This is a genomic window from Neorhizobium sp. NPDC001467 (genome assembly GCF_050275975.1).
GTDB lineage: Bacteria > Pseudomonadota > Alphaproteobacteria > Rhizobiales > Rhizobiaceae > Neorhizobium.
The window spans coordinates 339,670-359,890 of sequence record NZ_JBNNPS010000001.1 but is presented as its reverse complement, the minus strand read 5'-3'; the positions used below and the strand labels follow the sequence as shown (position 1 = coordinate 359,890).

The following is a 20,221-nucleotide window of genomic DNA, read 5'->3' as shown; positions in this document are numbered from 1 at the left end:
GGTCCTGAGCGATATCCGCAACGTTGCGCCTGCCTCGGCTGCGGCGGCGATGGCCGGCTCGACCAACCCCGCTCCGGGCGCATCAGCTCCAACCGGCGCCGCCGCGGGGCCACGCAGCGAACAGCGCGTTTCGGCTGATGAGAGCGCCGGCAACAGGATGAATATCGAACCGAAGGCCTCGCCCACTTTGGCCGATGCGGAGGCGGAAGCCTTTGCCGCCGAAGCGATCGAGGAACTCGTCGCCTGTCACATTCCCTTCCTTGTCGCCGGCACGTTTGCCGTCAGCGCCTATACCGGCATATCTCGGCCCACAAAGGATCTCGACATCTTCTGCAAGGCCGGCGACTACACGCGGATCCTGGCGCATTTCAAGTCGAAGGGCTTTGAAGTCGAGGTCGAAGACGACCGCTGGCTGGGCAAGGTCAAGCGTGGCAAGCACTTTCTCGATGTGATCTTTGCCGGCTCCAACGGCACGATGCCGATCGGCGACCTGTGGCTCGACAATGCCCGGCAGATGGAAATGCACGGCCATCAGGTGCGCGTCATTGCCCCGACCGAGCTGATCTGGTCCAAGTGTTTCGTGCAGCTGCGCCACCGCTATGACGGCGCCGATGTCGTGCATGTCATCCTCAAGGCGCATGACCAGATCGATTGGGAACGTCTGCTCGGCCATATGGAAGTCCATTGGGAAGTGCTGCTGATCCACCTCCTCAACTTCCGCTGGATCTACCCGACCGAGCGCGACAAGGTGCCGGAATGGCTGATGGACGAACTGCTTGACCGTCTTGCCGCCCAGCGTCAGCTGCCGCCGCCGCAGATGAAGATCTGCCGGGGCCGGATGTTTTCGCGCATTGATTTCGAAATCGACGTCAAGGAATGGGGTTTTGCCGATGTCGGCGGCGAAGGCGAACTCCGCGACCAGGCCCAGGAAGGAGCATTGCTGTGAACGACGAAGCCATTCACCAGAGCGCCAACAACCCGCCGCAGGACCTGCCCCAGACCGAGCCGGCGCACAAGCCGCTGCGCATTGCCGCGGTCGCCGATCTGCATGTCAAGGAAAACGGCAGCCAATCCTACCGCGAACTGTTTTCGGAAATCTCGTCGAAGGCCGACGTTCTTGTCATGGCCGGCGACCTGACCGATCTCGGCAAACCGAAAGAGGCCGAACTGCTGGCCGCCGACCTGCGCAGCTGCACCATCCCGGTCGTCGGCGTGCTCGGCAACCATGATTACGAGTGCGGCTCCATCGAAGAGGTGAAGACGATCCTCAAGGATGCGGGTGTCCACCTTCTCGAGGGGCAGGCGGTCGAGATCGGCGGCGTCGGTTTTGCCGGCGTCAAGGGGTTTGCCGGCGGTTTTGGCCGCCACATGCTGGGCTCCTTCGGCGAACCGGCCATCAAGGCGATGGTGGCGGAAAGCGTCGAGGAATCGATGCGGCTGGAAAATGCGCTGAGGCAGGTCCGTTCGCACCGCGCCATGGTGGTGCTGCACTACGCGCCGATCCCGGAAACCGTCGCCGGCGAGCCGGAGGCCATCTACCCCTTTCTCGGTTCCTCGCGACTGGCGGAAACGATCGACCGCTTTCCGGTGAGCGCGGTGGTGCATGGCCACGCCCATCGCGGAACCTATGAAGGCAGGACCCCGGGCGGCGCGCCTGTCTATAACGTGGCGGCACATATCGAAAAGCCGACCGGCCGGCCCTACGCCCTGCTCGAGCTGTAGGGCTCGAACTGCAGGCCTCGAACGCACGGCATTGCGATTTTTCGCCGGGCGCTCAAGCGGTGGGGAACTACGAAGCCGCTTCGCCGTTGAGGGCATCAACAATCACTTCGGGGATTTCTGATGCCATCAGCCGACACCGCCACTGAATTGCGAACCTTTCCAAAAACATGGGGCGCGGAATATGTCGCTGCCGGAGAGGTGCGCTTCCGCCTGTGGGCGCCCGGTCAGCAGGAGGTGAAGCTGCGGCTCGACGGCGAGGATACGCCAATGACCGGTGCAGGCGACGGCTGGTTCGAAATCCTTGCGACCGGGGTCGAGCCCGGCACCCCCTACCAATATGTGCTTGACGACGGACTGGCGATCGCCGACCCCGCGTCGCGCGCCCAGAAAGCCGACGTGCACGGTCCCTCTCTCGTCATCGACCCGACCGCCTACCCATGGCAGGAAACCGATTGGCGCGGCCGGCCCTGGGAAGAGGCCGTCATCTATGAGCTGCATGTCGGCACCTTTGCCGAAGGCGGCACGTTCCGCTCGGCCATGGAGCGTCTGCCGCATCTGGCCAGGCTCGGCATCACCGCCGTCGAGATCATGCCGGTCGCCCAGTTCGCCGGCAACCGCGGCTGGGGCTATGATGGCGTTCTGCTTTATGCGCCGCATAGCGCCTATGGTTCGCCCGAGGATTTCAAGGCGTTTGTCGATGCCGCCCATGGCCTCGGTCTGATGGTGCTTCTCGACGTCGTCTACAATCACTTCGGCCCCGACGGAAACTATCTGCCGGCCTGTGCGCCCGACTTCTTCCATCCCGACACGCCCACCCCCTGGGGTGCGGCGATCGCCTATGACAAGGATCCGGTGCGCCGCTTCTTCATCGAGAACGCGCTCTACTGGCTTGAGGAATTCAATCTAGACGGCTTGCGCTTCGATGCGATCGATCAGATCCGCGACGAAAGCGAAAAACACGTCCTTGTCGAAATCGCCGAGCGCATCCGTTCGGAAAACCCGGATCGCCACATTCATCTGACAACCGAAGACAATCGCAACGTCACGTTCCTGCATGAACGCGGGAAGGACGGCACGGTGCCGCTGCATACCGGCGAATGGAACGACGATTTCCACAATGTCATCCACGTCATCGCGACCGGCGAGACCGATGCCTATTACCAGGATTTCGAGAAAGAACCGCATCGGCATCTGGCCCGCGTCCTGGCCGAGGGCTTTGCCCATCAGGGCGACGTTGCGCCATCGACCGGCGAAAAGCGCGGGTCTCCAAGCACGCACCAACCGCCGACGGCCTTTGTCGATTTCATCCAGAACCACGACCAGGTCGGCAACCGCGCTTTTGGCGAACGTCTGCTGACGCTGGCGGGCCAGGACAGGGTCGAGGCCCTGCTTGCGGTTCTCCTGCTTTCCCCGCACATCCCGCTCATGTTCATGGGCGAGGAAATGGGCGAGGAAAGACCCTTTCTGTTCTTCACGGATTTCCACGGCGATCTTGCCAAAGCGGTGCGTGAGGGTCGCCGCAAGGAATTCACCGGCCATGCCGGTTTTCGCGCGGGCGAAGGCGATACGTCCGAGATCCCTGATCCCAATGCCGAAAAGACCTTTACGGCCTGCAAGCTCGACTGGAACAGGCTCGAAAGTGAGACAGGCCGCCAATGGACGGCGTTCGTCGAGCGGCTGCTGACACTGCGGCGCGGCAATATCGTTCCGTTGCTGGCCGGTGCACGAGGCCATGCCGGCAATATCGCGGCCGTCGAGGGCGGGATGATCGCCGTGAGCTGGACGCTCGGCGGTGCCACCCTGTCGATGGCTGCCAATCTGTCCGATAGCCCAGCCAAAAGACCGAATCTGCCGGGCAACATCCTTTACGAAACGACCGGGACCCGGGACGGCAAATCCGCCGATGACGGCGATCTGCCGCCATGGTCCGTCGTTGTTGCGATCGATGCTGCGGAGGGCCGCAAGTGATGGCGTGTCCGACCTCCACCTATCGCCTGCAGTTTCGCAACGGCATGACGTTCGAACGCGCCATGGCGCTCGTTCCCTATCTGAAGAAACTCGGCATCAGCCAACTCTATGCCTCGCCGATCTTCACCGCCACCAGCGGCTCCACCCATGGCTATGACGTGACCGACGCCAACGAGATCGATCCGTCGCTTGGCGGTCGCGAAGGCTTCGATGCAATGTCGGCCGCCCTGAAACAGGCAGGGCTCGGCCTCATTCTCGATATCGTGCCGAACCACATGGCCGCGTCGCTCGAGAACCCGTGGTGGCGCAGCATCGTCGAATGGGGCAAGGACAGCCTTTACGCCCGCCATTTCGACGTGAACTGGACGCGGCCGTTGACCCTGCCCTTCCTTGGCGACCATTTCGACGCGCTGCTGGACGATCTGTCCATTCGTCTGGATGCCGAGGCTGGCTGCCTGTCGCTCGCCTATTTCGACAGCCACTACCCACTTCATCCCAATAGCTATGCGGCCGTGCTCGACGGCATCGACCTTCCGCTGGCGCGCGATATTGCCGAACTGGCCGGCAGGGCCGACGCGCATGCACCCGACGCGTTCCACGCCGATCTGCGCCGGCTGGTCGATGCTGCCGGGCCGGCTGACGCTTCGGCCTTTGCCTCAGCACTCGAAAACCTTTCCGGCGATGCCGACTGGCTGCGAAAGATCCACGGCCTGCAGCCATGGCGTCTGACCTCATGGCGCACGGCCGCAGACGACCTCAGCTATCGCCGCTTTTTCGAGATCACCGGCCTTGCCGGCCTGCGGGTCGAAGACGACGCGGTCTTCGACGATGCCCACCGCACCGTGCTCGACCTTGTGCGCGACGGCACGGTCGACGGTCTGCGCATCGATCATGTCGATGGCCTTGCCGACCCGAAAGCCTATCTCCAGCACCTGCGCGAGAAGATCGGCCCGGATACCTATCTGATCGTCGAAAAGATCCTCGGTCATGAGGAAACTATTCCGGCGGACTGGCCGATCGAGGGCACGACGGGTTACGAATTCATCGACGAACTGACGGACGTGATGATCGACAATGCGGGCCTGAAGGCGCTCAACCACGCCTATGACCGGCTGCGCGGCCGCCCTACCCATATCGTTTCCGAGGTGCGTGACGCCAAGGGACTGATGTTCGATGTCAATTTCGCCGGTGAGGTCTCGACCCTGCTGCGGCTGGCGCATGAGATCGCCGCGGCGCAGGGGACGGATGCGATTGAACCTGCCGCCATGCGTGAAGCCCTGCGTGAAATTCTTCTCGCCTTCCCGGTCTACCGTACCTATGGCACGGCCGAGGGTTTGACCGAGGTAAACGCGACCCTGATGGACCGGGTCATGGAACAGGTGCGCGAGGCCGGTCGCGCCAACGCGCCGGCACTCGCCTTCATCGAGGCGGTGATCCGCGGCGATGTCGCGGACAATGTTTCACAGCAGGCGACGACATTCCGGATGCGCATGCAGCAGCTCAGTGGACCGCTCACGGCGAAATCCATCGAAGATACGCTGTTCTTCCGCATCAACCCGCTGCTGGCGCTCAACGAGGTGGGCAGCGAGCCGCATCCGCGCGATCACGATCTGAAAGCCTTCCACGCTGCCATGCAGGCGCGGTTGCTCGCCCAGCCTGCCGGTCTGTCGGCCAGTTCGACCCACGATACCAAACGCGGCGAAGATGCCCGCGCCCGGCTGCTGGCGCTCACCGAAGCGCCGGAGGTGTTTGCCGAGGCGGTCAATCGCTGGCGCGGCCTCAATGCGGCGGCGATCCGGTCGTTGCCGGACGGCGCCGTGCCCGAACCGGCAACCGAATGGATGTTGTATCAGGCGCTCGCGGGTGTCTGGCCGCCTGAACTCTCACCGACCGATGCCGAGGGCATGTCCGCGCTGATGGAGCGCTTCCTGACCTTTGTCGAAAAGGCATTGCGCGAGGCCAAACTCCACACCAGCTGGAACGATCCGAACGACGCCTATGAAAAGGCGGTGGCTGACTATGTGCGCGCGCTGTTTGCCAACCGCATCTTCCTGTCAGACTTCGTCGCCGCCATGCAGCCCTTCTGGTGGGCCGGTGCCGTCAACGGCATCACCCAGACGTTGATCAAGCTGGCTGCGCCCGGCATTCCCGACATCTACCAGGGCAGCGAGACGCTCGACCTCAGTCTGGTCGATCCCGATAACCGCCGGGTGCCGGATTTTGACCGTCTGGCGAAACAGCTCGACGCTACCACTCATCTGCCGGTCAGTGATGACGACTGGCTGAACGGTGCCGTCAAGCAGCAGGTCATCGCGCGAGCCCTGCGCCTGCGCCAGGCAAAACCGGCACTGTTTTCGCGAGGTAGCTACACGCCTCTGACGGCAAAGGGAAAGCGCGCGCACAACGTCGTCAGCTTTGCACGCAAACAGGGCGAAGACGCCGTGCTGCTGATCGCGCCGCGGCTGGTGCTGGCGGCCTTTGCGCATCACCCTTCCCCGGCTGCGCTGGAGGGCTGGGATGAGACGGCGCTGGCACTCGAGCCGGGGCTGGCCGGACGCCGCTACCGGGACCTGTTTTCAGGACGGATGGTCGAAGCCGGCGACACGCTTTCGGTGGCGGAGGCGCTGGCGGGCCAGCATTTCACGCTGCTCGTCGCCGAGACCTGAATCTGCAAAGCCGGGCCTCCAGCCCGGCTATTTTCTTGAGCCCGGAACGCAAACAGGGCGCCGATCCAGCCGATCGGCGCCCTGTTTGTTCCTTGACCGAAGGTTCGTTCGTATCAGCCGATGCCGACGAAGGACAGAACGGCGAGAACGATGACGACGGCTCCAACGAGCCAAACGATGCTGTTCATGATAGTATCCTTTCCAGTGTTTGAGGACGGGTTTGCAGGTTTCAGGCGAAGCCAACGAGGTTGAGAACGGCGATGACGATGACGACGGCGCCGACGAGCCAAACGATGCTGTTCATGACTAACTCTCCTTTTATTTGTTGTGACGCCAACGGTTGAGACGATGAAAAGGTTCCGTTTTCGAGGGAGTTACGGCCGCCTAAGTGGGGTCGTGCGACCTCTCGGACGCCTGATCGCTCAGGCGCCCGGCGTGGCCATGCCATCGCCACCGCGCAGCTTGCGGATCTGCTTGACCACGCGCAGCGAACTCGACGCACGCGCCGCGGAGCGATGCGAACTGCTGGACAGAACCCTCAGCATATCCTCGGCCTCATCGACGGAAATCGTTCCGCGGGAAGCCAGCCCGTCGATCAGCAGCATAAGCGCGCCTTCGACGGCAAGCGCTCGGCGTTGGTGTTCGTTTTCGATGACATCCGCATCCGACATGATCTGCTCCCTGATTTCCCCAATCGAATGATCTGGGCGGGTGCTTTGTTCCGAAGAAGCGGAGCGATAGGCGAGATCTTGTGGGGCCGGCGCGGTCAGGGCCGCTCGATCGTATCGCGGCGGACGAGTTCGCCTTCGCGCGCCCTGTAGAAATACTGTCTGGCGACCAGCCAGCCCTTCAGCGGCCGCAGTGGCGGGATGCATGTCAGCAGCATGAACGGCAGCGTGGTGAAGAGATGCACCCAATACGGCGCCTGGAATGCGATCTCGATCCAGACCGCCAGCGCCACGCTCGGCACGCAGCCGAAGCAGATGACGAAAAAGGCCGGACCGTCGGCGGGATCGGCGAAGGAATAATCCAGCCCGCAGACCTCGCAACTCGGCCTCAGTGTCAGGAAGCCCTGGAAGAGATGCCCCTTACCGCAGCGCGGGCAGCGACCGCGGATGCCGGTCTGGAAGGGCGGCAGAACCGCTTCCTGGCTATCGTCATTCGTCGTCTCCACGGCAACACTCCCTGTTGGCGAAAGCGGATCGGATGAATGCAACTATGGCGAAAGACGGCGGGACGGCAAGAGTGATCCTGCTTGAAGCGCTCCGCCATCCGCGCATTTCCCTCAGGCCCGAAAGATGAAGGAAGCGCCAACGGCGATCAGCGTGAAGCCGATCACATGGTTGATGGTAAGATTTTCACCAAGCCAGAAGACCGAAAAGCCGGCAAATACGATAAGCGTGATGACTTCCTGGATCGTCTTCAGCTGCGCGGTCGTGTAGACGGCCGAACCGATGCGGTTGGCCGGCACTGCCAAGCAATATTCGAAAAAGGCGATGCCCCAAGACGCCGCGATCGCCAGCCAGATGGCGCTGCCCTTGTGCTTGAGATGCCCATACCAGGCAAATGTCATGAACACGTTGGATGCGAGCAGCATGACGATGGGCCACACGGCAGCGGGGCTGAGCGAGAACGGCATTTTCGAGGATCCTGTGGAACTGATGGGGCGGGAAAGGGCAGCGCCGACGCGTGTGACGCTGCTCGTCGAAGTGCACAATGGACCGGCGCGCGGCATCGCTCAAGACCGCGTTTTCATCCTCCCGTCCGGATCGCGCGTCGGGCGATGCGCCGGCCGGTCAGACGCGCTTCCCGAAACAGAGGAATAAATGACAGCAAAGAAAAAGGCCCCGCCGGGAATGGCAGGGCCCATCGATAAAATCGTACAGAGACGGCTGGCGATCAGATTTCCGGGCAACCGCGTTCGTTGGCGAAGGTGATGCGGTCGGGACCACGACGGGTCATGCCTTCGACGGTGATGCTGCGGCGGGTAACGCGGGTTACTTCGGCATCCCGCAGACCGGATTCGCGGGCTGCGCGGCGCGCATCACGTTCACTGCAGCCGCCACGGCGGTCGTAGCGATCGCGGTCACGATCCGGCACGACCGGGCGGATGCCATCCGGGCCGATGCGCAGCTGCACATCCTGCGCCTGAGCCGTGGTGACGGCGCCGGTGAGAGAACCTGCGCTCATCGCCATCGCGAGGGCAGCGGTAGTCAAGAATTTCAGCATTGGCTCCTCCTTGGTGCCGCCTCATCCCGAGCGGCTGCACGAATGTCTGACGGCGAATAAACGCGTGGTCACGGATCTTTGTTCCCGAGCCGCCGGGGCAGCCGGAATTAAAACCATGGGAGCGGGTGACAGGGCGTTTATCAGCCCCAGCGCAGTCGGCTCGCGCGCCGTGCGGTGGAGCGGGCAGCAGGCAGCGGGCGTCAGAGCCGGGCGCGCTGACCGGCAAATGTTTTCGGTGGCGGAGCGGCTTCATGGACCCGGGCCAGATGTTCCAGCCATGTTGCCAAGCCCTCGGGAACGTCCTCGTTCCCCGCCTCCAAAGCCTCGATCCACGACAGGTCGCACTGCAGGGCGGAAGCGATGTTGATGGGCGTCCAGCGAATGACACGCAGGCATTCGTTGAAGCGTTTGGAATTCATGCCTGTCTCAAGCTCCCGTAGTGGCGGGTCACCAACGGCGACGGAATCGTCCGCCCGCCTGCCCGCGAATGGGCAAACAGTGCCAGACCCCGACCAATCATGCAATCAGCCCGAACGGTTTTCGCGATGACAATGATTTTATGAGGAAAAATGGTAGCGGGGGGCGGAATTGAACCGCCGACCTCAGGGTTATGAATCCTGCGCTCTCACCAACTGAGCTACCCAGCCACACACGACGAAAGGACCGTTTCGGATCGTCCGCCGTTTTGATGAGCGGCTTATAAAACCCGTGTCACCGAAGTGTCAAGCAGGCTTTGGCCAAAAATCGGGGAAGTTCGAAATCGGGGTATTGCACCCGTCTGCCTCTTACCCGTTGCCTGCTTCCCGCGTCAGGCGGCAACCGGCGCCGAAAGCAGCGCCTTTAACGCCAGCTCGGCCTCAGCGGCCCTTTCCGAGCGTTCGATGAAACCGCCGCCATAGACGCGCGAATCGGCCCCCTCTCCGGAATAGAGAACGCAGGCCTGGCCCGGGGCGACGCCCGCCTCCCCAACCGCGAGATCCACATAGATGCCCTTTTCATCCGCATGCAGCACCGCCGGTGCAGGCGGGCGGGTGGAGCGGACCTTGGCAAAACAGGCAAAACCCGCCGCCGCATCGGCCTCAAGCGCGCGATCGCCGATCCAGTTGACATCGCGAAGATAGACCCGGTGCGTATCGAGCGCCTCCTTCGGTCCGACGATCACCCGGCGCGAACGGGCGTCCAGATAGACGACGTAAAGCGGTTCGCCGGTCGCAATCCCGATGCCGCGACGCTGGCCGATCGTGTAATGAAGAATGCCGTCATGATGGCCGAGCACGCGTCCGTCGATATGCACGATATCGCCGCCCAGTGCCGCGTTCGGCTTCACCTTGTTGATGATGTCCGTGTATTTGCCCGCCGGCACGAAGCAAATGTCCTGACTGTCGGCCTTCTTGGCGACAACGAGACCCATCTCTTCGGCAAGTTCGCGCACCTGCGCCTTGCTCATGCCGCCCAGCGGAAAACGCAGGTAATCGATCTGTTCCTGCGTGGTGGCAAACAGGAACCAGCTCTGGTCGCGGTCGCTGTCGATCGGGCGGTAGAGCGCGCGACGGTTCGGATTGTCGGCGCAAGGATTGAGCGCCGAGCGGATATAGTGACCCGTCGCCAGCGCATCGGCACCGAGGTCCTTTGCGGTGGCCAAGAGATCGGCGAACTTGACCGTCTGGTTGCAGGCGACACAGGGGATCGGCGTCTCGCCCATGGCATAGGCTTCGGCAAACGGATTGATCACGGTCTCGCGGAACCGCTTCTCGTAATCGAGGACGTAATGGGGAATGCCGAGCGTTTCAGAGACGCGGCGAGCATCGTCGATATCCTGTCCGGCGCAGCAGGATCCGGCACGGTGCACGGCGGCGCCATGGTCGTAAAGCTGCAGCGTGATGCCCAGCACGTCATAGCCCTGACGCTTCAAAAGGCCGGCAACCACGGAGGAATCCACGCCGCCCGACATGGCGACGACAACGCGCGTGTCTTCCGGCCTCTTGTCAAAATCCAGCGTGTTCACGAAGCTCTCTCGATATGGTTTTGCGCTGTCTGGGTGCGGCTGACGGTGCGGGGATGCGGGGTCGCTGATGACCGGGCATCTTGCTCAAGTCTGCCGGATATAGAAAGGAATGCCCTTTCGCGCAAGACGAGACGGCGCGCAGGTGTCTTCCGAGAGCGCACGGCTGTCTGGGAGAGCCCGCGCGAGCGGTATCAAGGCGCGGGCTGCGTGCCCAAGGAGCGATCAGGGAGTTAGGAGCCCTGTCCCGGCCGCGCCGCCATCCGAGCCATCGGCCCGCCTGTCGCAATTGCCTCACGCCCGTTGATGCGCGCCCGTATCGTTCGCCGGCCGCTGCGCGGAGTGGCGCAAAAGCAGCGCGGCGGCATCCCTGTCGACCGCCTTGGAGAACAGATAACCCTGCCCTAGCGCGCAACCGAGATCCATCAGCTGCACAGCCTGCGCATTTTCCTCGATGCCTTCCGCCACCACGCGGATGCCGAGTTTGCGGGCGATGTCGACGACACCCTCGATAATGACGGCGGCCGGGTCGCGAGGGCGCAGTCGGTCCGTGAAGGACTTGTCGATCTTGATGATATCCACCGGCACCGTCAGGAGATGGGTAAGCGATGCAAAACCGGTCCCGAAGTCGTCCAGCGCGACGCGCAGGCCGCTTGCCCGCAATTTGCGGATCTCGTCGCCGATATGAAAACCGCCCTGCCCGAAATAGACGGATTCCGTCACTTCGACGATCACATGTTTGAGCGGCACGCCGGCCTGCGCAAAGGCGGTGCAGATGCGTTCATTAAGATTGCCGCCCGCGAGATCCGCCGCTGAAAGGTTGACGCCGACATGTTGCAGGGCAAGCCCCTCGTCGAGCCAGACGCGCATGTCGCGCGCAACCTGTTCCAGCATGGACTGGGTCAGTTCGGCCGCCACCTGCGCATCCTTGGTCGCCTCGTGGAAATGCGCGGCCGAGACGATGTCGCCGCTTGGCGTGCGCATGCGCGCCAAGGCCTCGAAGCCGACGACCTCGCGGGTATCGAGACGCACGATCGGCTGATACCAGGCATGGATGCGGGCCTGCGCCAAAGCCAGGCCGACATCGCGGATGGCGCGGAAACGGCGGGTGATGGCGGTGCCCAGACCATCGGAAAACTGCACATACTGACCGCGGCTGCGCTCCTTGGCGTGGTAAAGCGCCAGATCCGCATTCTGCAGAACAGCGTCGGCGGTTTCCCCCGGACCGGCAAGCGCACCGCCGATCGTCGCTTTCGGAAAAACCACGTGGCCGGCACAATTGCTGGCAGCGGCCAGCGAGGACAGGATGCGGGCCGCCAGATCCGCAAGGTTCGGATTGTCGTCGCCCGTTGCCATGCCGCGATCAACGATAATGGCGAACTCGTCGCCGCCGAGACGAAAGGTCCGGTCCGCGCCGCCAAATTGCGCTGCGCGGCTGGCAACGGTCCGGATCAGGCCGTCGCCCGCGGCATGGCCGAACGTGTCGTTGACGAGCTTGAGATTGTCGATATCGACCAGGAGAATGCCCCAGCCGCGCGGGGCGTTGGCAAGCCCGCCCAGCGTCTTGTTGAAACAGGCCCGGTTCGGCAGATCGGTCAGCGTGTCGGTATAGGTCAGGCGCTCGCGCTCCAGAACGCGCTCGTTGCGCTCGATGGCGATTGCGCACAGATGCACGCAGGCCTCGACGATCTGCCTCTCCAGCGCGTTCGGGCCGCGTTTCTCACGAAAATAAAAGGCGAACGTGGCCGCCACCCGCGTGCCCACCCTGATCGGCGAAGACCAGCAGGCCACCAGGCCGAGCGGCAGAGCCAGCGCCTCGAACCCGCGCCAACGCGGGTCTGCGGCAATATCGGTGACAACAACCGGTTGGCCAAGATAGGCGGCCGTGCCGCAGGATCCGGCATTCGGGCCGATCGGCTGATTGTCGACCGCGGCGGAAAACGGCGGCGGCAGCGACGGTCCGGCCAACGGATGCAGCAGACCGTTCTCAACCGACAGAACCGAGCAGACGATATCCGGCGCGATCACCTCGACCTCCCGACACAGAAGGTCGACGGTCTTTTCGAGCGTTTCACCACGCGCGATCATTTCCAGAATGGCATTTTGCAGTTCAAGGATCATGACAAGGCCCGGACAAGATGCAGCTGGAGCGTAGAGCACCAACATTGCCAGGGTCTTCTATATATCACTAAACTGTAATTTAGTCCTAAACGAACGCTTTGTGCCGGGCAGCCCTGAAACGCCGTAATGCCGCCTGCATGTTTTCGACATCGGGTCGCGCGGCGTGATGGTCAGCCGTTGCGGTTCATGTCGCGCACCACCCAGCGAAAGAAGAAATAAACGGCGGCCGATGCAATGAAGAGAGGAAACAGGTTCTGGATCGTATCCATGCTGACAATATCCGGCGCTGCCGCGCGATTCGGGCGTGTGGTAACGCCGAACGAAAACCACCATTTTCAATTTAAGTAAATATCGAAGTGTTCGCAGGCGCAGCAATTGGCGCAGCCAACCAAAAATGGTTTGATGGCACCATCCGCTTCGGCACCGGAAGGGGCACCTGGCCTGTCCTGCCGCGCAAAAACCGGGCATAATGCACGTTTGCCCCATGGAGTTCTGATGTGAGCGTTGCCTTTACCAAGGAAGAAAGTGCCGAGACGGCTGCCGAAACCCTGTTGCCGGAGCGCCCGATCTCGCCGCATCCGAACCTGGTGACGGAAACCGGCCTGAAGGCGCTGGAGCGGCAGCTCGCCGAAGCCCGCGCTGCCTATGCCGCGGTCGAAGACATCGAGGATGTGAACGAAAAGAGGCGCCAGACGGCCGGCCCGTTGCGGGACATCCGCTATCTTGTCGAACGGCTGCGCACCGCCCAACTCATGCCAGCCCCGGCCACCGACCAGATTGTCGCTTTCGGCAGCACCGTCACCTTCGCGCGCGACGACGGCCGGGTCCAGACCTACCGTATCGTCGGGGAGGACGAGGCCGATCCCAAGGCCGGATCGATCTCCTACACATCGCCGGTGGCCCGCCTTCTTCTCGGCAAGGGCGTGGGCGATGTGGTCAGTCTTGGCGGTCAGGATATCGAAATCACCGCCATTCGTTAAGCTTGCTGGACGACGCGCGGTGGACAGCGCGCCGGCTCGCCGGTCGGTCAGTTCGAAAACGCCTGCTGGCGCATGCCGTCCATGACGGCGACGCCATTGGCGTTGGCGGCCCCTTCAGCCCGCACCCGCGGCAGTGCTGCCGGATATTCGCGCTGGATGAAGTCGATGATCTTTTCGCGCATCTCGCAGCGCATGTCGAAAGTCTTGGGCGCGCTTGCGGCCGAGACCAGGATGCGGATCTGCATGACGCTTTCGGTAAAATCCGTCACCTGCACATTGACCACCCGGCGGTCCCAGATCTTGGATTCATTGGCGATTTCCTCCACCCGCTTGCGGATGGCCGAGACAGGAACGGAATAGTCGAGGTAGATCATCACCGTGCCGATCAGCGCTGAACCTTCGCGCGTCCAGTTCTGGAACGGCGTCTCGATGAAATAGGAGAGCGGCAGGATCATGCGCCGCCAGTCCCACAGCTTGACCACGACATAGGTCGAGGTGATCTCCTCCACATTGCCCCACTCGCCTTCGACGATCAGCGCATCATCGATGCGGATCGGCTGGGTGATGGCAAGCTGGATGCCGGCAAAGATGTTCTTCAACATCGGCTGAAGCGCAAGACCGAGCACGATACCGGCGACGCCGGCGGAAGCCAGGACACTGACGCCGTATTGCTGCACCGCCGGGAAGGTCATCAGCATGGCGGCGATCGTCAAAGCCACGATCATGAAGCTGCCGATACGTTCGCCGATGCGCGACTGCGTGACGTGCGTGCGCGCCAGAAGATTATCTTCCGCATCCAGCTTGAAGCGACGCAGATAGACCGTCATCCAGATATGCAGCGCCGCCTTGGCGGACCAGCCGAGTACGAGGATGAAACACAAAAGCAGGAGATGACGCACGAAACCGGCAGGCTCCGGCCCGAGCGGGGCGATCGACACCGCAAAGGACAGGGTGAAGGTGAGGATGGCGAGCTTCAGCGGCCGCTTGCCGCGCGACACCAGCGAGCGCCAGAACAGATCCTTGTTCTCCACCACGCGGGTGAAAATGCGAAACACGAAACGATGCAGCGCCAGCCCGACAAACAGGGCGAGAACGAGCACGGCAATGCTGACCACCCAGTTCGGCAGCCAATCGGTATAGGCACGAAAATCGGCGATAAATTGGTCCATGCCTCCCAGCTAGGGTGCACTGCAGCATAGAAAACCCCGTCCACGAAAATTTCATATTTCGCTCATCCGCAACGAACCGATCGTCAGCTTGGGGGTTGGGGAATATCAAAGGGAGATAGGCATGGGTGACAGAAACACAGGGCGTACGGACGGCGGCAGCGCTCCCTCGGCGACACGCGCAGGCGAATGGGACGATCCCTTTCACCTCGGCCGGTTTCTTGCCGCGCAGCAGGCGGTTTATCCGAGCGTTTTGCGTGAATTGCGGCAGGGCTTCAAGCAGAGCCACTGGATGTGGTTCATCTTTCCTCAGGCAAGCGGTCTCGGCCACTCGCCAATGGCGCAACGGTATGCAATCGGCTCGCGCGCGGAGGCGCTGGCCTATCTCGACGATCCGATCCTCGGCGCGCGCCTCGTCGAATGCACGCAAGCCATGCTCGACCATCCGGGCCGCTCCGCCCACGATATTCTGGGCTCCCCCGACGATCTCAAATTCTGCTCGTCGATGACGCTGTTCGAACAGGTCGACAAAAAGGGCTCGCCGTTTGGACAAGCCCTTGATGAATTCTGCGATGGCCGGCGCGACGAACGCACGCTGGCCTTTCTGAAACGAAGCGGATGACCGTGGTCCCGCGAGTCTGGATATGGTGCCGCCGGCAACCGGCGGACACCTAACCTCCTCAGGCGCCCTGGATAGCCGACAGCTGCCATTCTCCCGCCGGCTTGCGCACGAAGGTCCAGACTTCGACGGTCTCGCTCGGCTGATGTTCGTCGCCCTGGACGACGGCCCCGCTATTGCGGTCGCGCATCACGTCGATGCTCGAATAGCGCATGGCGACGGTGGCATATTCCAGACCGTTTTCGCGCCAGGCTTCCGAGAGATCGCCCTGGAGAAGCTGGATATCGCGAACATCGTTCTTCACGCCGGCCGTGGCATTCTCGCCCAGTTCCTCGGCCAGGTATGACATGGCTTCCGGTGTGGTGAGCGTGCGCAAGCGCGCGTAATCCTCGGCACCATAGGCGCTCTGGACGTCCTGCAGCAGCTTTTCGAAGTGGTTGAGGTCGCGATCGGTGATCCCGATCTCATCGGTATCCGCACCGGCCTTTCGCGGTGCCGCTGTGGCGCCGGCATAGCCTGTCGCGGCACCGGCAGCGCTGCCCATGGTCGGAATACGGAAACCGGACTGGCCACCGCCATTGCCGCCAGCCTGACCGCCGCCATAACCGCCACGCGGGGCGTCATGGCTGTTGCGCTGCGCGCCGTACCCACCGGCCGGACCAGCTGGCTGCTGGCGACGGGCGAAGAAGCGCAAGGCCAGCATGGCAAGACCGGCAATCAGCGCGATCTGCAGCAGCATGCCGAAGAAACCGGCCATGCCGCCAAAGCCATTGCCCATCAGCATGCCGAACAGGCCGCCGAGCGCCAGGCCACCGAGAAGACCGCCGGCCATGCCGCCGAACATGCCGGGACGGCGCTGCTGCTGGGCCGCCTGGGCGCCCATGCCGTTGGCAGGCGAAGCCGCGTTCTGCTGTGTGTTGGGCGTCATCGAGCGGTTGATGCCGCTTGCCGCGCCTGGTGCCGTATTGGTGGTCGCGGGCGCCGAATAGGTGCGCGAGCCGCGGCTTCCGAAACTGCTGCCGCCGCGACGGGCCTCGGCGAAATCCACGGCCACGAGCGACACCGCAATGCCGAGCGCGGCCACTGCGAATACATGCTTGAACCGCTGAATTTTCGATAACATCAATCTCTCCTTCCGACCGCACAAACGCGATCTCTCCCGCATCATATGGCGACGGGCGCACCGCTCTTGTAGAGGTGCCGTCGCAATTTCCCGCAGACCTAGATAGTCAAGCGACGGCAAGCCGCCAACTGAACTCCCCTCACATCGATGTGATAAGGCAGCCGAACTATTTGATCACACGAGGGAATTGGCGCCGGACCGCCCTATGCCGGCCCGGGCCAGGTCGAAAGCGCCTGCTCGGCGACGGTGCGCAGCGTCTGCCGGGTGAAACCTGCCTTGGCCTGTACCGCCATGCCGTGGAGAACCGCCAGCAGATAAGCCGCCAAAGCGGCAGCGCTTGCCGAGGGCGGCAGATCGCCTTCGGCCCTTGCCCGCTCGAAACGCTCTCGCAGCATCGCCTCGCCTTGCGCACGCGCCTCTATCAGCGCCAGCCTCACCGACTCGGCTTCGTCCGATCCCGCCAAGACACCGTTGATGCCAAGGCAACCGGTATGGTCGGGATAGCGTGTGTTCAGATCAATGGCGCTGAACAGAATATGCGCGGCAACCTCGCGTGAGCTCGGCAACGCAAGGGCTACCGGAATATAATCGAGATGGCGCTCATAATAGCGCTGCAACACTTTCCGGAAGAGCGCTTCCTTGTTGCCGAATGCGGAATAGAGCGCCGGGCGCTCGACACCCGCCGCCTCGGTCAGATCGGCATAGGATGTCCCTTCGTACCCTTTGCGCCAGAACACGCACACGGCGGCGTCCAGCGCCTTCTCCACGTCGAATTCGCGATGGCGTCCCATCACCCTGCCCCATCAATTTCATAATGACCGTTATTAAAACACTTGACCACTTCTGTCAAATTTCATACCGATCATTCCGTAACGCTCGTTACGAAATACTCAACCGGGGCTCGTGTCCCTTTACGGAGGCAAACGCAGATGGCGGATTCGTTGAAAGGCAAGGTCGCGTTGGTGACCGGTGGCTCGCGGGGGCTTGGCGCGGTTACGGCAGAAACGCTGGCTGATCTTGGTGCCGATGTGGCGATTACCTATGTTGCTTCGTCCCAGAAGGCCGACGCCGTCAGTGAAAAGTTGAAGGCCAAGGGCGTACGGGCATTGGCAATCCGCAGCGACCAGGCCGATACAACGCAGGCAAAGCCACTGATCGAAGCCGTCATCGCGCATTTCGGCAGGCTCGATATTCTCGTCAACAATGCCGCGGTTGTCGCAAAGGGACAGACGGTCGACGATCCTCATCTCGACACCGCCGCACTCGACCGGCAGTGGCAGATCAACGTGATGGGGGCAGTCGCCACGACACGCGCCGCCGCGCCGGTTCTGTCCGATGGCGGCCGCATCATCTTTATCGGCTCGCTGAATGGCACGCATGCGCTCATTCCAGGCGTCGCGGACTACGCCGGCACCAAGGCTGCCATCAACGGTTATGCGCGCGGCGTCGCCCGCGATCTCGGTCGCCGCAACATCACCGTCAACGTCGTCCAGCCGGGTGCCATGCCGACCGACATGATGGTCGAAGCGCTGGGCAGCACGACGGCACCGGACGCCTTTCTCGACATGCACGCTATCCGCCGCATTGCCACGCTCGAAGAAGTATCGGCGTTCGTGGGCTTCCTGGCTGGACCGGATGCCGGTTACATGTCCGGCAGCGTGTTCGACATGGCAGGCGGCCTCGCCAGCTAAGCAAATCGGCGTATCGCGCACTTTTTCTCGACAAAAGGCCCGGCGCATACGCACCGGGCCTTGCTGCCATCCCCTGGTTGGCGGTCAGCTTGTCGAGCGCGGACCGGCCGACCGGACCACAGGCATAAAGGAGCGCGACGGCATCGCCGTTGCCCACCAAGCGCCCGCCACGTCGATGTAATAAGGGCGTTCTAACTATCTGGCCTGACGCCAGTTCTGACTGCTGCGGGGGACACCGTCCGGTCGCCGTCCTCGGCCATCATCGGCATTCCTGGACAAGTGACAGCGTCTCCAGGCGCGCCAGCAGTTTTTCGGCACCGGCATCACCCAGAAGCGTGGGAGCGGTGCTGGGCCATATCTCAAGAGCCCGACGGACAGTCGCCCGGACCTCGGCTTCGACGCGGCCCGCATCAAGCTCAAGATGGTCGGCGATCCTGCGGAACCGTTGCAGCGTGACGTTTTCGAACCGGTGCGTTCCGGCAAATCTGAGCGCGAGCTGGTCGGCCGGGTTGAACAGAACCGTCGGCACGATGTCATAGGCGGGCGACAAACGCACTTCGCCGCGGGAGGGAAAGATGAAGGACCAGTTCTTCAGATGGTTGTCGCCATTGCCGATCAGCACATCTGCCACCGCACGGCGCATGGCCTCGAACAGATCCTCGTGCCTGTCGGTGCTGAAACGCCGGATCATGTTGAACAGGGTCTCGTAGGTGCCCATCGTGTATTTGCGCTCTGCGAGCGCGCCAACGATCTGGCCGCCATCCTCGATATGAATGCGCCGGCCATCCTCCGTCCGGTCGAAACGATCGACCACAAGCGCCTGCGGTCCGTGCCTGAGGAATTCATGCGGAACCCCGTCGATAGCATCGGTCGCAACAAGCCGGCAACTGGCGGTATGGACACCGATCAGGCGGGCCAGGCTCATCGCCGCAAATTCTGCCTCGGGCAGGCGCGGGTAATGCTCGGTGGGCACTTTGAGAATACAGCGCCCCTCCTCTCCCCGCGCTGGTACCGTCAACCGCCCGTCGATCGCCACAGCCGCGAATTTGAGCTGCACGCCCGCCAGCGAGAACTTGATCATTGCCTGCTGCGGTCGCGCAAGATCGATCCCGTGAAGCCGCGTCATTTCCACCGCGCCGGCCGATGACGGAACGGCGGTTTCCGGCGCAACCAGCACGGCGCCGGGCAGATCGCTTCCCAGACGCACCAGCACATCGAACTGGTCATGGTTGCCCGGACCCATTTCGGCCATGACAAGGTCGCGCAGCGCGCCTTCCGGCAACAGGCCGGCAAACCAGGGCGGCAGGCTGCCGAGAATGCCGATCTTGTCGCCCCGTGCCGCAAGCCTTGCCCGCGTCGCATCATCGTCACCGGGCACAAGCCAGCTCAAGCTGAATACCAACCGATCCTGGTCGCGCAGATAGGGTTCCGAGACAACGAATGACGTCGCGCCGTCACGATCGCGGGTCAGCGTGCCGATCCGAACGGGCGCCCCATCGGGAGACAGAAGATGGACGCCGAGAACGGTTGCGGTGGTCATCGCTCCCCGACCCCCTCTTCCTCATCATCGTCATCGTCTGACAGATCGACAAACAGATCGTCGAAGGCGCTTGATACGGCGGCGGGCGGTGAGCCCGGTTGTGTGGCGCCGATCACCGCCCGCACGGCGGCAATCTTGTCGGCCGGCACCAGGACGGGCATGACATCCAGCGTGTCGCAGATTTCAATGAACAGCGCGAGACGATCCCGGCCGAGACGGTGATTGCGCAGGTCGCGCTCAAATTCCGAAACGCGCGCGGCGCTACGGCCGACCCGCGTTGCCAACACCTGCTGCGTCCATCCGCGCAAACGGCGGGCGCGCACGACATCGTCCAGCAAGCAGCGCATAATGGACATAAACATACGGAATTCCGGTTATCAGAATAAAGCTACCG

The 20,221-nt window shown here is 62.7% G+C and carries 20 protein-coding genes and 1 tRNA gene; 8 read left to right on the top strand and 13 right to left on the bottom strand.

Going from position 1 to position 20,221, the window contains the following annotated elements; genetic code table 11:
* Window positions 1–157 precede the first annotated feature (157 nt).
* The 4 genes from ACQKKX_RS01770 to treY all read left to right on the top strand — a co-directional run bounded on the left by ACQKKX_RS01770 (window position 158) and on the right by treY (window position 6,356).
* Window positions 158–946, top strand: coding sequence for a nucleotidyltransferase family protein (locus tag ACQKKX_RS01770; RefSeq protein ID WP_427569323.1), 789 nt, complete (start codon window positions 158–160; stop codon window positions 944–946).
* 44 nt (window positions 947–990) lie between these two features.
* Window positions 991–1,722: a metallophosphoesterase family protein gene (locus tag ACQKKX_RS01765; protein WP_427569322.1), complete on the top strand. Its 732-nt coding sequence runs from the start codon at window positions 991–993 to the stop codon at window positions 1,720–1,722.
* 120 nt (window positions 1,723–1,842) lie between these two features.
* Entirely contained in the window at window positions 1,843–3,690 is a 1,848-nt protein-coding gene (treZ, locus tag ACQKKX_RS01760) for a malto-oligosyltrehalose trehalohydrolase (RefSeq protein WP_427568208.1), read from the top strand.
* The gene (treY, locus tag ACQKKX_RS01755; protein ID WP_427568206.1) at window positions 3,690–6,356 is read left to right on the top strand and encodes a malto-oligosyltrehalose synthase; all 2,667 of its coding nucleotides are present in this window, start codon (window positions 3,690–3,692) and stop codon (window positions 6,354–6,356) included. The genes treZ and treY overlap by 1 nt, the downstream gene beginning before the upstream one ends.
* A gap of 422 nt (window positions 6,357–6,778) precedes the next feature.
* Here treY and ACQKKX_RS01750 read toward each other — a convergent pair whose 3' ends face one another.
* The 3 genes from ACQKKX_RS01750 to ACQKKX_RS01740 all read right to left on the bottom strand — a co-directional run bounded on the left by ACQKKX_RS01750 (window position 6,779) and on the right by ACQKKX_RS01740 (window position 7,995).
* Window positions 6,779–7,027 carry a hypothetical protein gene (locus tag ACQKKX_RS01750; protein ID WP_427568205.1) on the bottom strand — a complete coding sequence of 83 codons (249 nt, stop codon included), beginning with the start codon at window positions 7,025–7,027 and terminating at the stop codon, window positions 6,779–6,781.
* A 95-nt stretch (window positions 7,028–7,122) separates the two neighbouring features.
* Window positions 7,123–7,530, bottom strand: a complete 408-nt coding sequence (locus tag ACQKKX_RS01745; protein WP_427568203.1) for a DUF983 domain-containing protein — start codon at window positions 7,528–7,530, stop codon at window positions 7,123–7,125.
* A gap of 111 nt (window positions 7,531–7,641) precedes the next feature.
* Entirely contained in the window at window positions 7,642–7,995 is a 354-nt protein-coding gene (locus tag ACQKKX_RS01740; protein WP_427568201.1) for a DMT family protein, read from the bottom strand.
* Here ACQKKX_RS01740 and ACQKKX_RS01735 point away from each other — a divergent pair.
* Window positions 7,952–8,182 (top strand): hypothetical protein, encoded by a 231-nt coding sequence (locus ACQKKX_RS01735; RefSeq protein ID WP_427569354.1) that lies wholly within the window; start codon window positions 7,952–7,954, stop codon window positions 8,180–8,182. The two genes, ACQKKX_RS01740 and ACQKKX_RS01735, sit on opposite strands and share 44 nt — an antisense overlap.
* A 73-nt stretch (window positions 8,183–8,255) precedes the next feature.
* Here ACQKKX_RS01735 and ACQKKX_RS01730 read toward each other — a convergent pair whose 3' ends face one another.
* The 5 genes from ACQKKX_RS01730 to ACQKKX_RS01710 form a co-directional block, all read right to left on the bottom strand.
* Window positions 8,256–8,585 (bottom strand): hypothetical protein, encoded by a 330-nt coding sequence (locus tag ACQKKX_RS01730; RefSeq protein ID WP_427568199.1) that lies wholly within the window; start codon window positions 8,583–8,585, stop codon window positions 8,256–8,258.
* A 200-nt stretch (window positions 8,586–8,785) separates the two neighbouring features.
* Window positions 8,786–9,004 (bottom strand): hypothetical protein, encoded by a 219-nt coding sequence (locus ACQKKX_RS01725; RefSeq protein ID WP_427568197.1) that lies wholly within the window; start codon window positions 9,002–9,004, stop codon window positions 8,786–8,788.
* Window positions 9,005–9,155: 151 nt separating this feature from the next.
* Window positions 9,156–9,232, bottom strand: a tRNA-Met gene (locus ACQKKX_RS01720).
* A 161-nt stretch (window positions 9,233–9,393) separates the two neighbouring features.
* Window positions 9,394–10,590 (bottom strand): tRNA 2-thiouridine(34) synthase MnmA, encoded by a 1,197-nt coding sequence (gene mnmA / locus ACQKKX_RS01715; RefSeq protein ID WP_427568195.1) that lies wholly within the window; start codon window positions 10,588–10,590, stop codon window positions 9,394–9,396.
* 291 nt (window positions 10,591–10,881) lie between these two features.
* The gene (locus tag ACQKKX_RS01710; RefSeq protein ID WP_427568193.1) at window positions 10,882–12,708 is read right to left on the bottom strand and encodes a putative bifunctional diguanylate cyclase/phosphodiesterase; all 1,827 of its coding nucleotides are present in this window, start codon (window positions 12,706–12,708) and stop codon (window positions 10,882–10,884) included.
* 497 nt (window positions 12,709–13,205) lie between these two features.
* On the opposite strand from ACQKKX_RS01710, the gene greA reads away from it, so the two are divergent.
* Window positions 13,206–13,688, top strand: a complete 483-nt coding sequence (greA, locus tag ACQKKX_RS01705; protein ID WP_427568191.1) for a transcription elongation factor GreA — start codon at window positions 13,206–13,208, stop codon at window positions 13,686–13,688.
* A 47-nt stretch (window positions 13,689–13,735) separates the two neighbouring features.
* Here greA and ACQKKX_RS01700 read toward each other — a convergent pair whose 3' ends face one another.
* Entirely contained in the window at window positions 13,736–14,857 is a 1,122-nt protein-coding gene (locus tag ACQKKX_RS01700) for a mechanosensitive ion channel family protein (RefSeq protein WP_427568189.1), read from the bottom strand.
* A gap of 121 nt (window positions 14,858–14,978) precedes the next feature.
* On the opposite strand from ACQKKX_RS01700, the gene ACQKKX_RS01695 reads away from it, so the two are divergent.
* Window positions 14,979–15,476 carry a DUF1810 domain-containing protein gene (locus tag ACQKKX_RS01695; protein WP_427568187.1) on the top strand — a complete coding sequence of 166 codons (498 nt, stop codon included), beginning with the start codon at window positions 14,979–14,981 and terminating at the stop codon, window positions 15,474–15,476.
* A 58-nt stretch (window positions 15,477–15,534) separates the two neighbouring features.
* Here ACQKKX_RS01695 and ACQKKX_RS01690 read toward each other — a convergent pair whose 3' ends face one another.
* A complete protein-coding gene (locus tag ACQKKX_RS01690) occupies window positions 15,535–16,596 on the bottom strand; it encodes a Tim44 domain-containing protein (protein ID WP_427568185.1) in 1,062 nt (353 codons plus the stop codon).
* 203 nt (window positions 16,597–16,799) lie between these two features.
* Window positions 16,800–17,387, bottom strand: a complete 588-nt coding sequence (locus tag ACQKKX_RS01685) for a TetR/AcrR family transcriptional regulator (protein ID WP_427568183.1) — start codon at window positions 17,385–17,387, stop codon at window positions 16,800–16,802.
* Between the two features lie 138 nt (window positions 17,388–17,525).
* On the opposite strand from ACQKKX_RS01685, the gene ACQKKX_RS01680 reads away from it, so the two are divergent.
* Window positions 17,526–18,287 (top strand): SDR family NAD(P)-dependent oxidoreductase, encoded by a 762-nt coding sequence (locus ACQKKX_RS01680; protein ID WP_427568181.1) that lies wholly within the window; start codon window positions 17,526–17,528, stop codon window positions 18,285–18,287.
* Between the two features lie 259 nt (window positions 18,288–18,546).
* On the opposite strand, the gene ACQKKX_RS01675 is transcribed toward ACQKKX_RS01680, so the two are convergent.
* The gene (locus ACQKKX_RS01675) at window positions 18,547–19,827 is read right to left on the bottom strand and encodes a type II toxin-antitoxin system HipA family toxin (protein WP_427568179.1); all 1,281 of its coding nucleotides are present in this window, start codon (window positions 19,825–19,827) and stop codon (window positions 18,547–18,549) included.
* Window positions 19,824–20,189 carry a helix-turn-helix domain-containing protein gene (locus tag ACQKKX_RS01670; RefSeq protein ID WP_427568177.1) on the bottom strand — a complete coding sequence of 122 codons (366 nt, stop codon included), beginning with the start codon at window positions 20,187–20,189 and terminating at the stop codon, window positions 19,824–19,826. The genes ACQKKX_RS01675 and ACQKKX_RS01670 overlap by 4 nt, the downstream gene beginning before the upstream one ends.
* Between the last annotated feature and the right edge of the window lie 32 nt (window positions 20,190–20,221).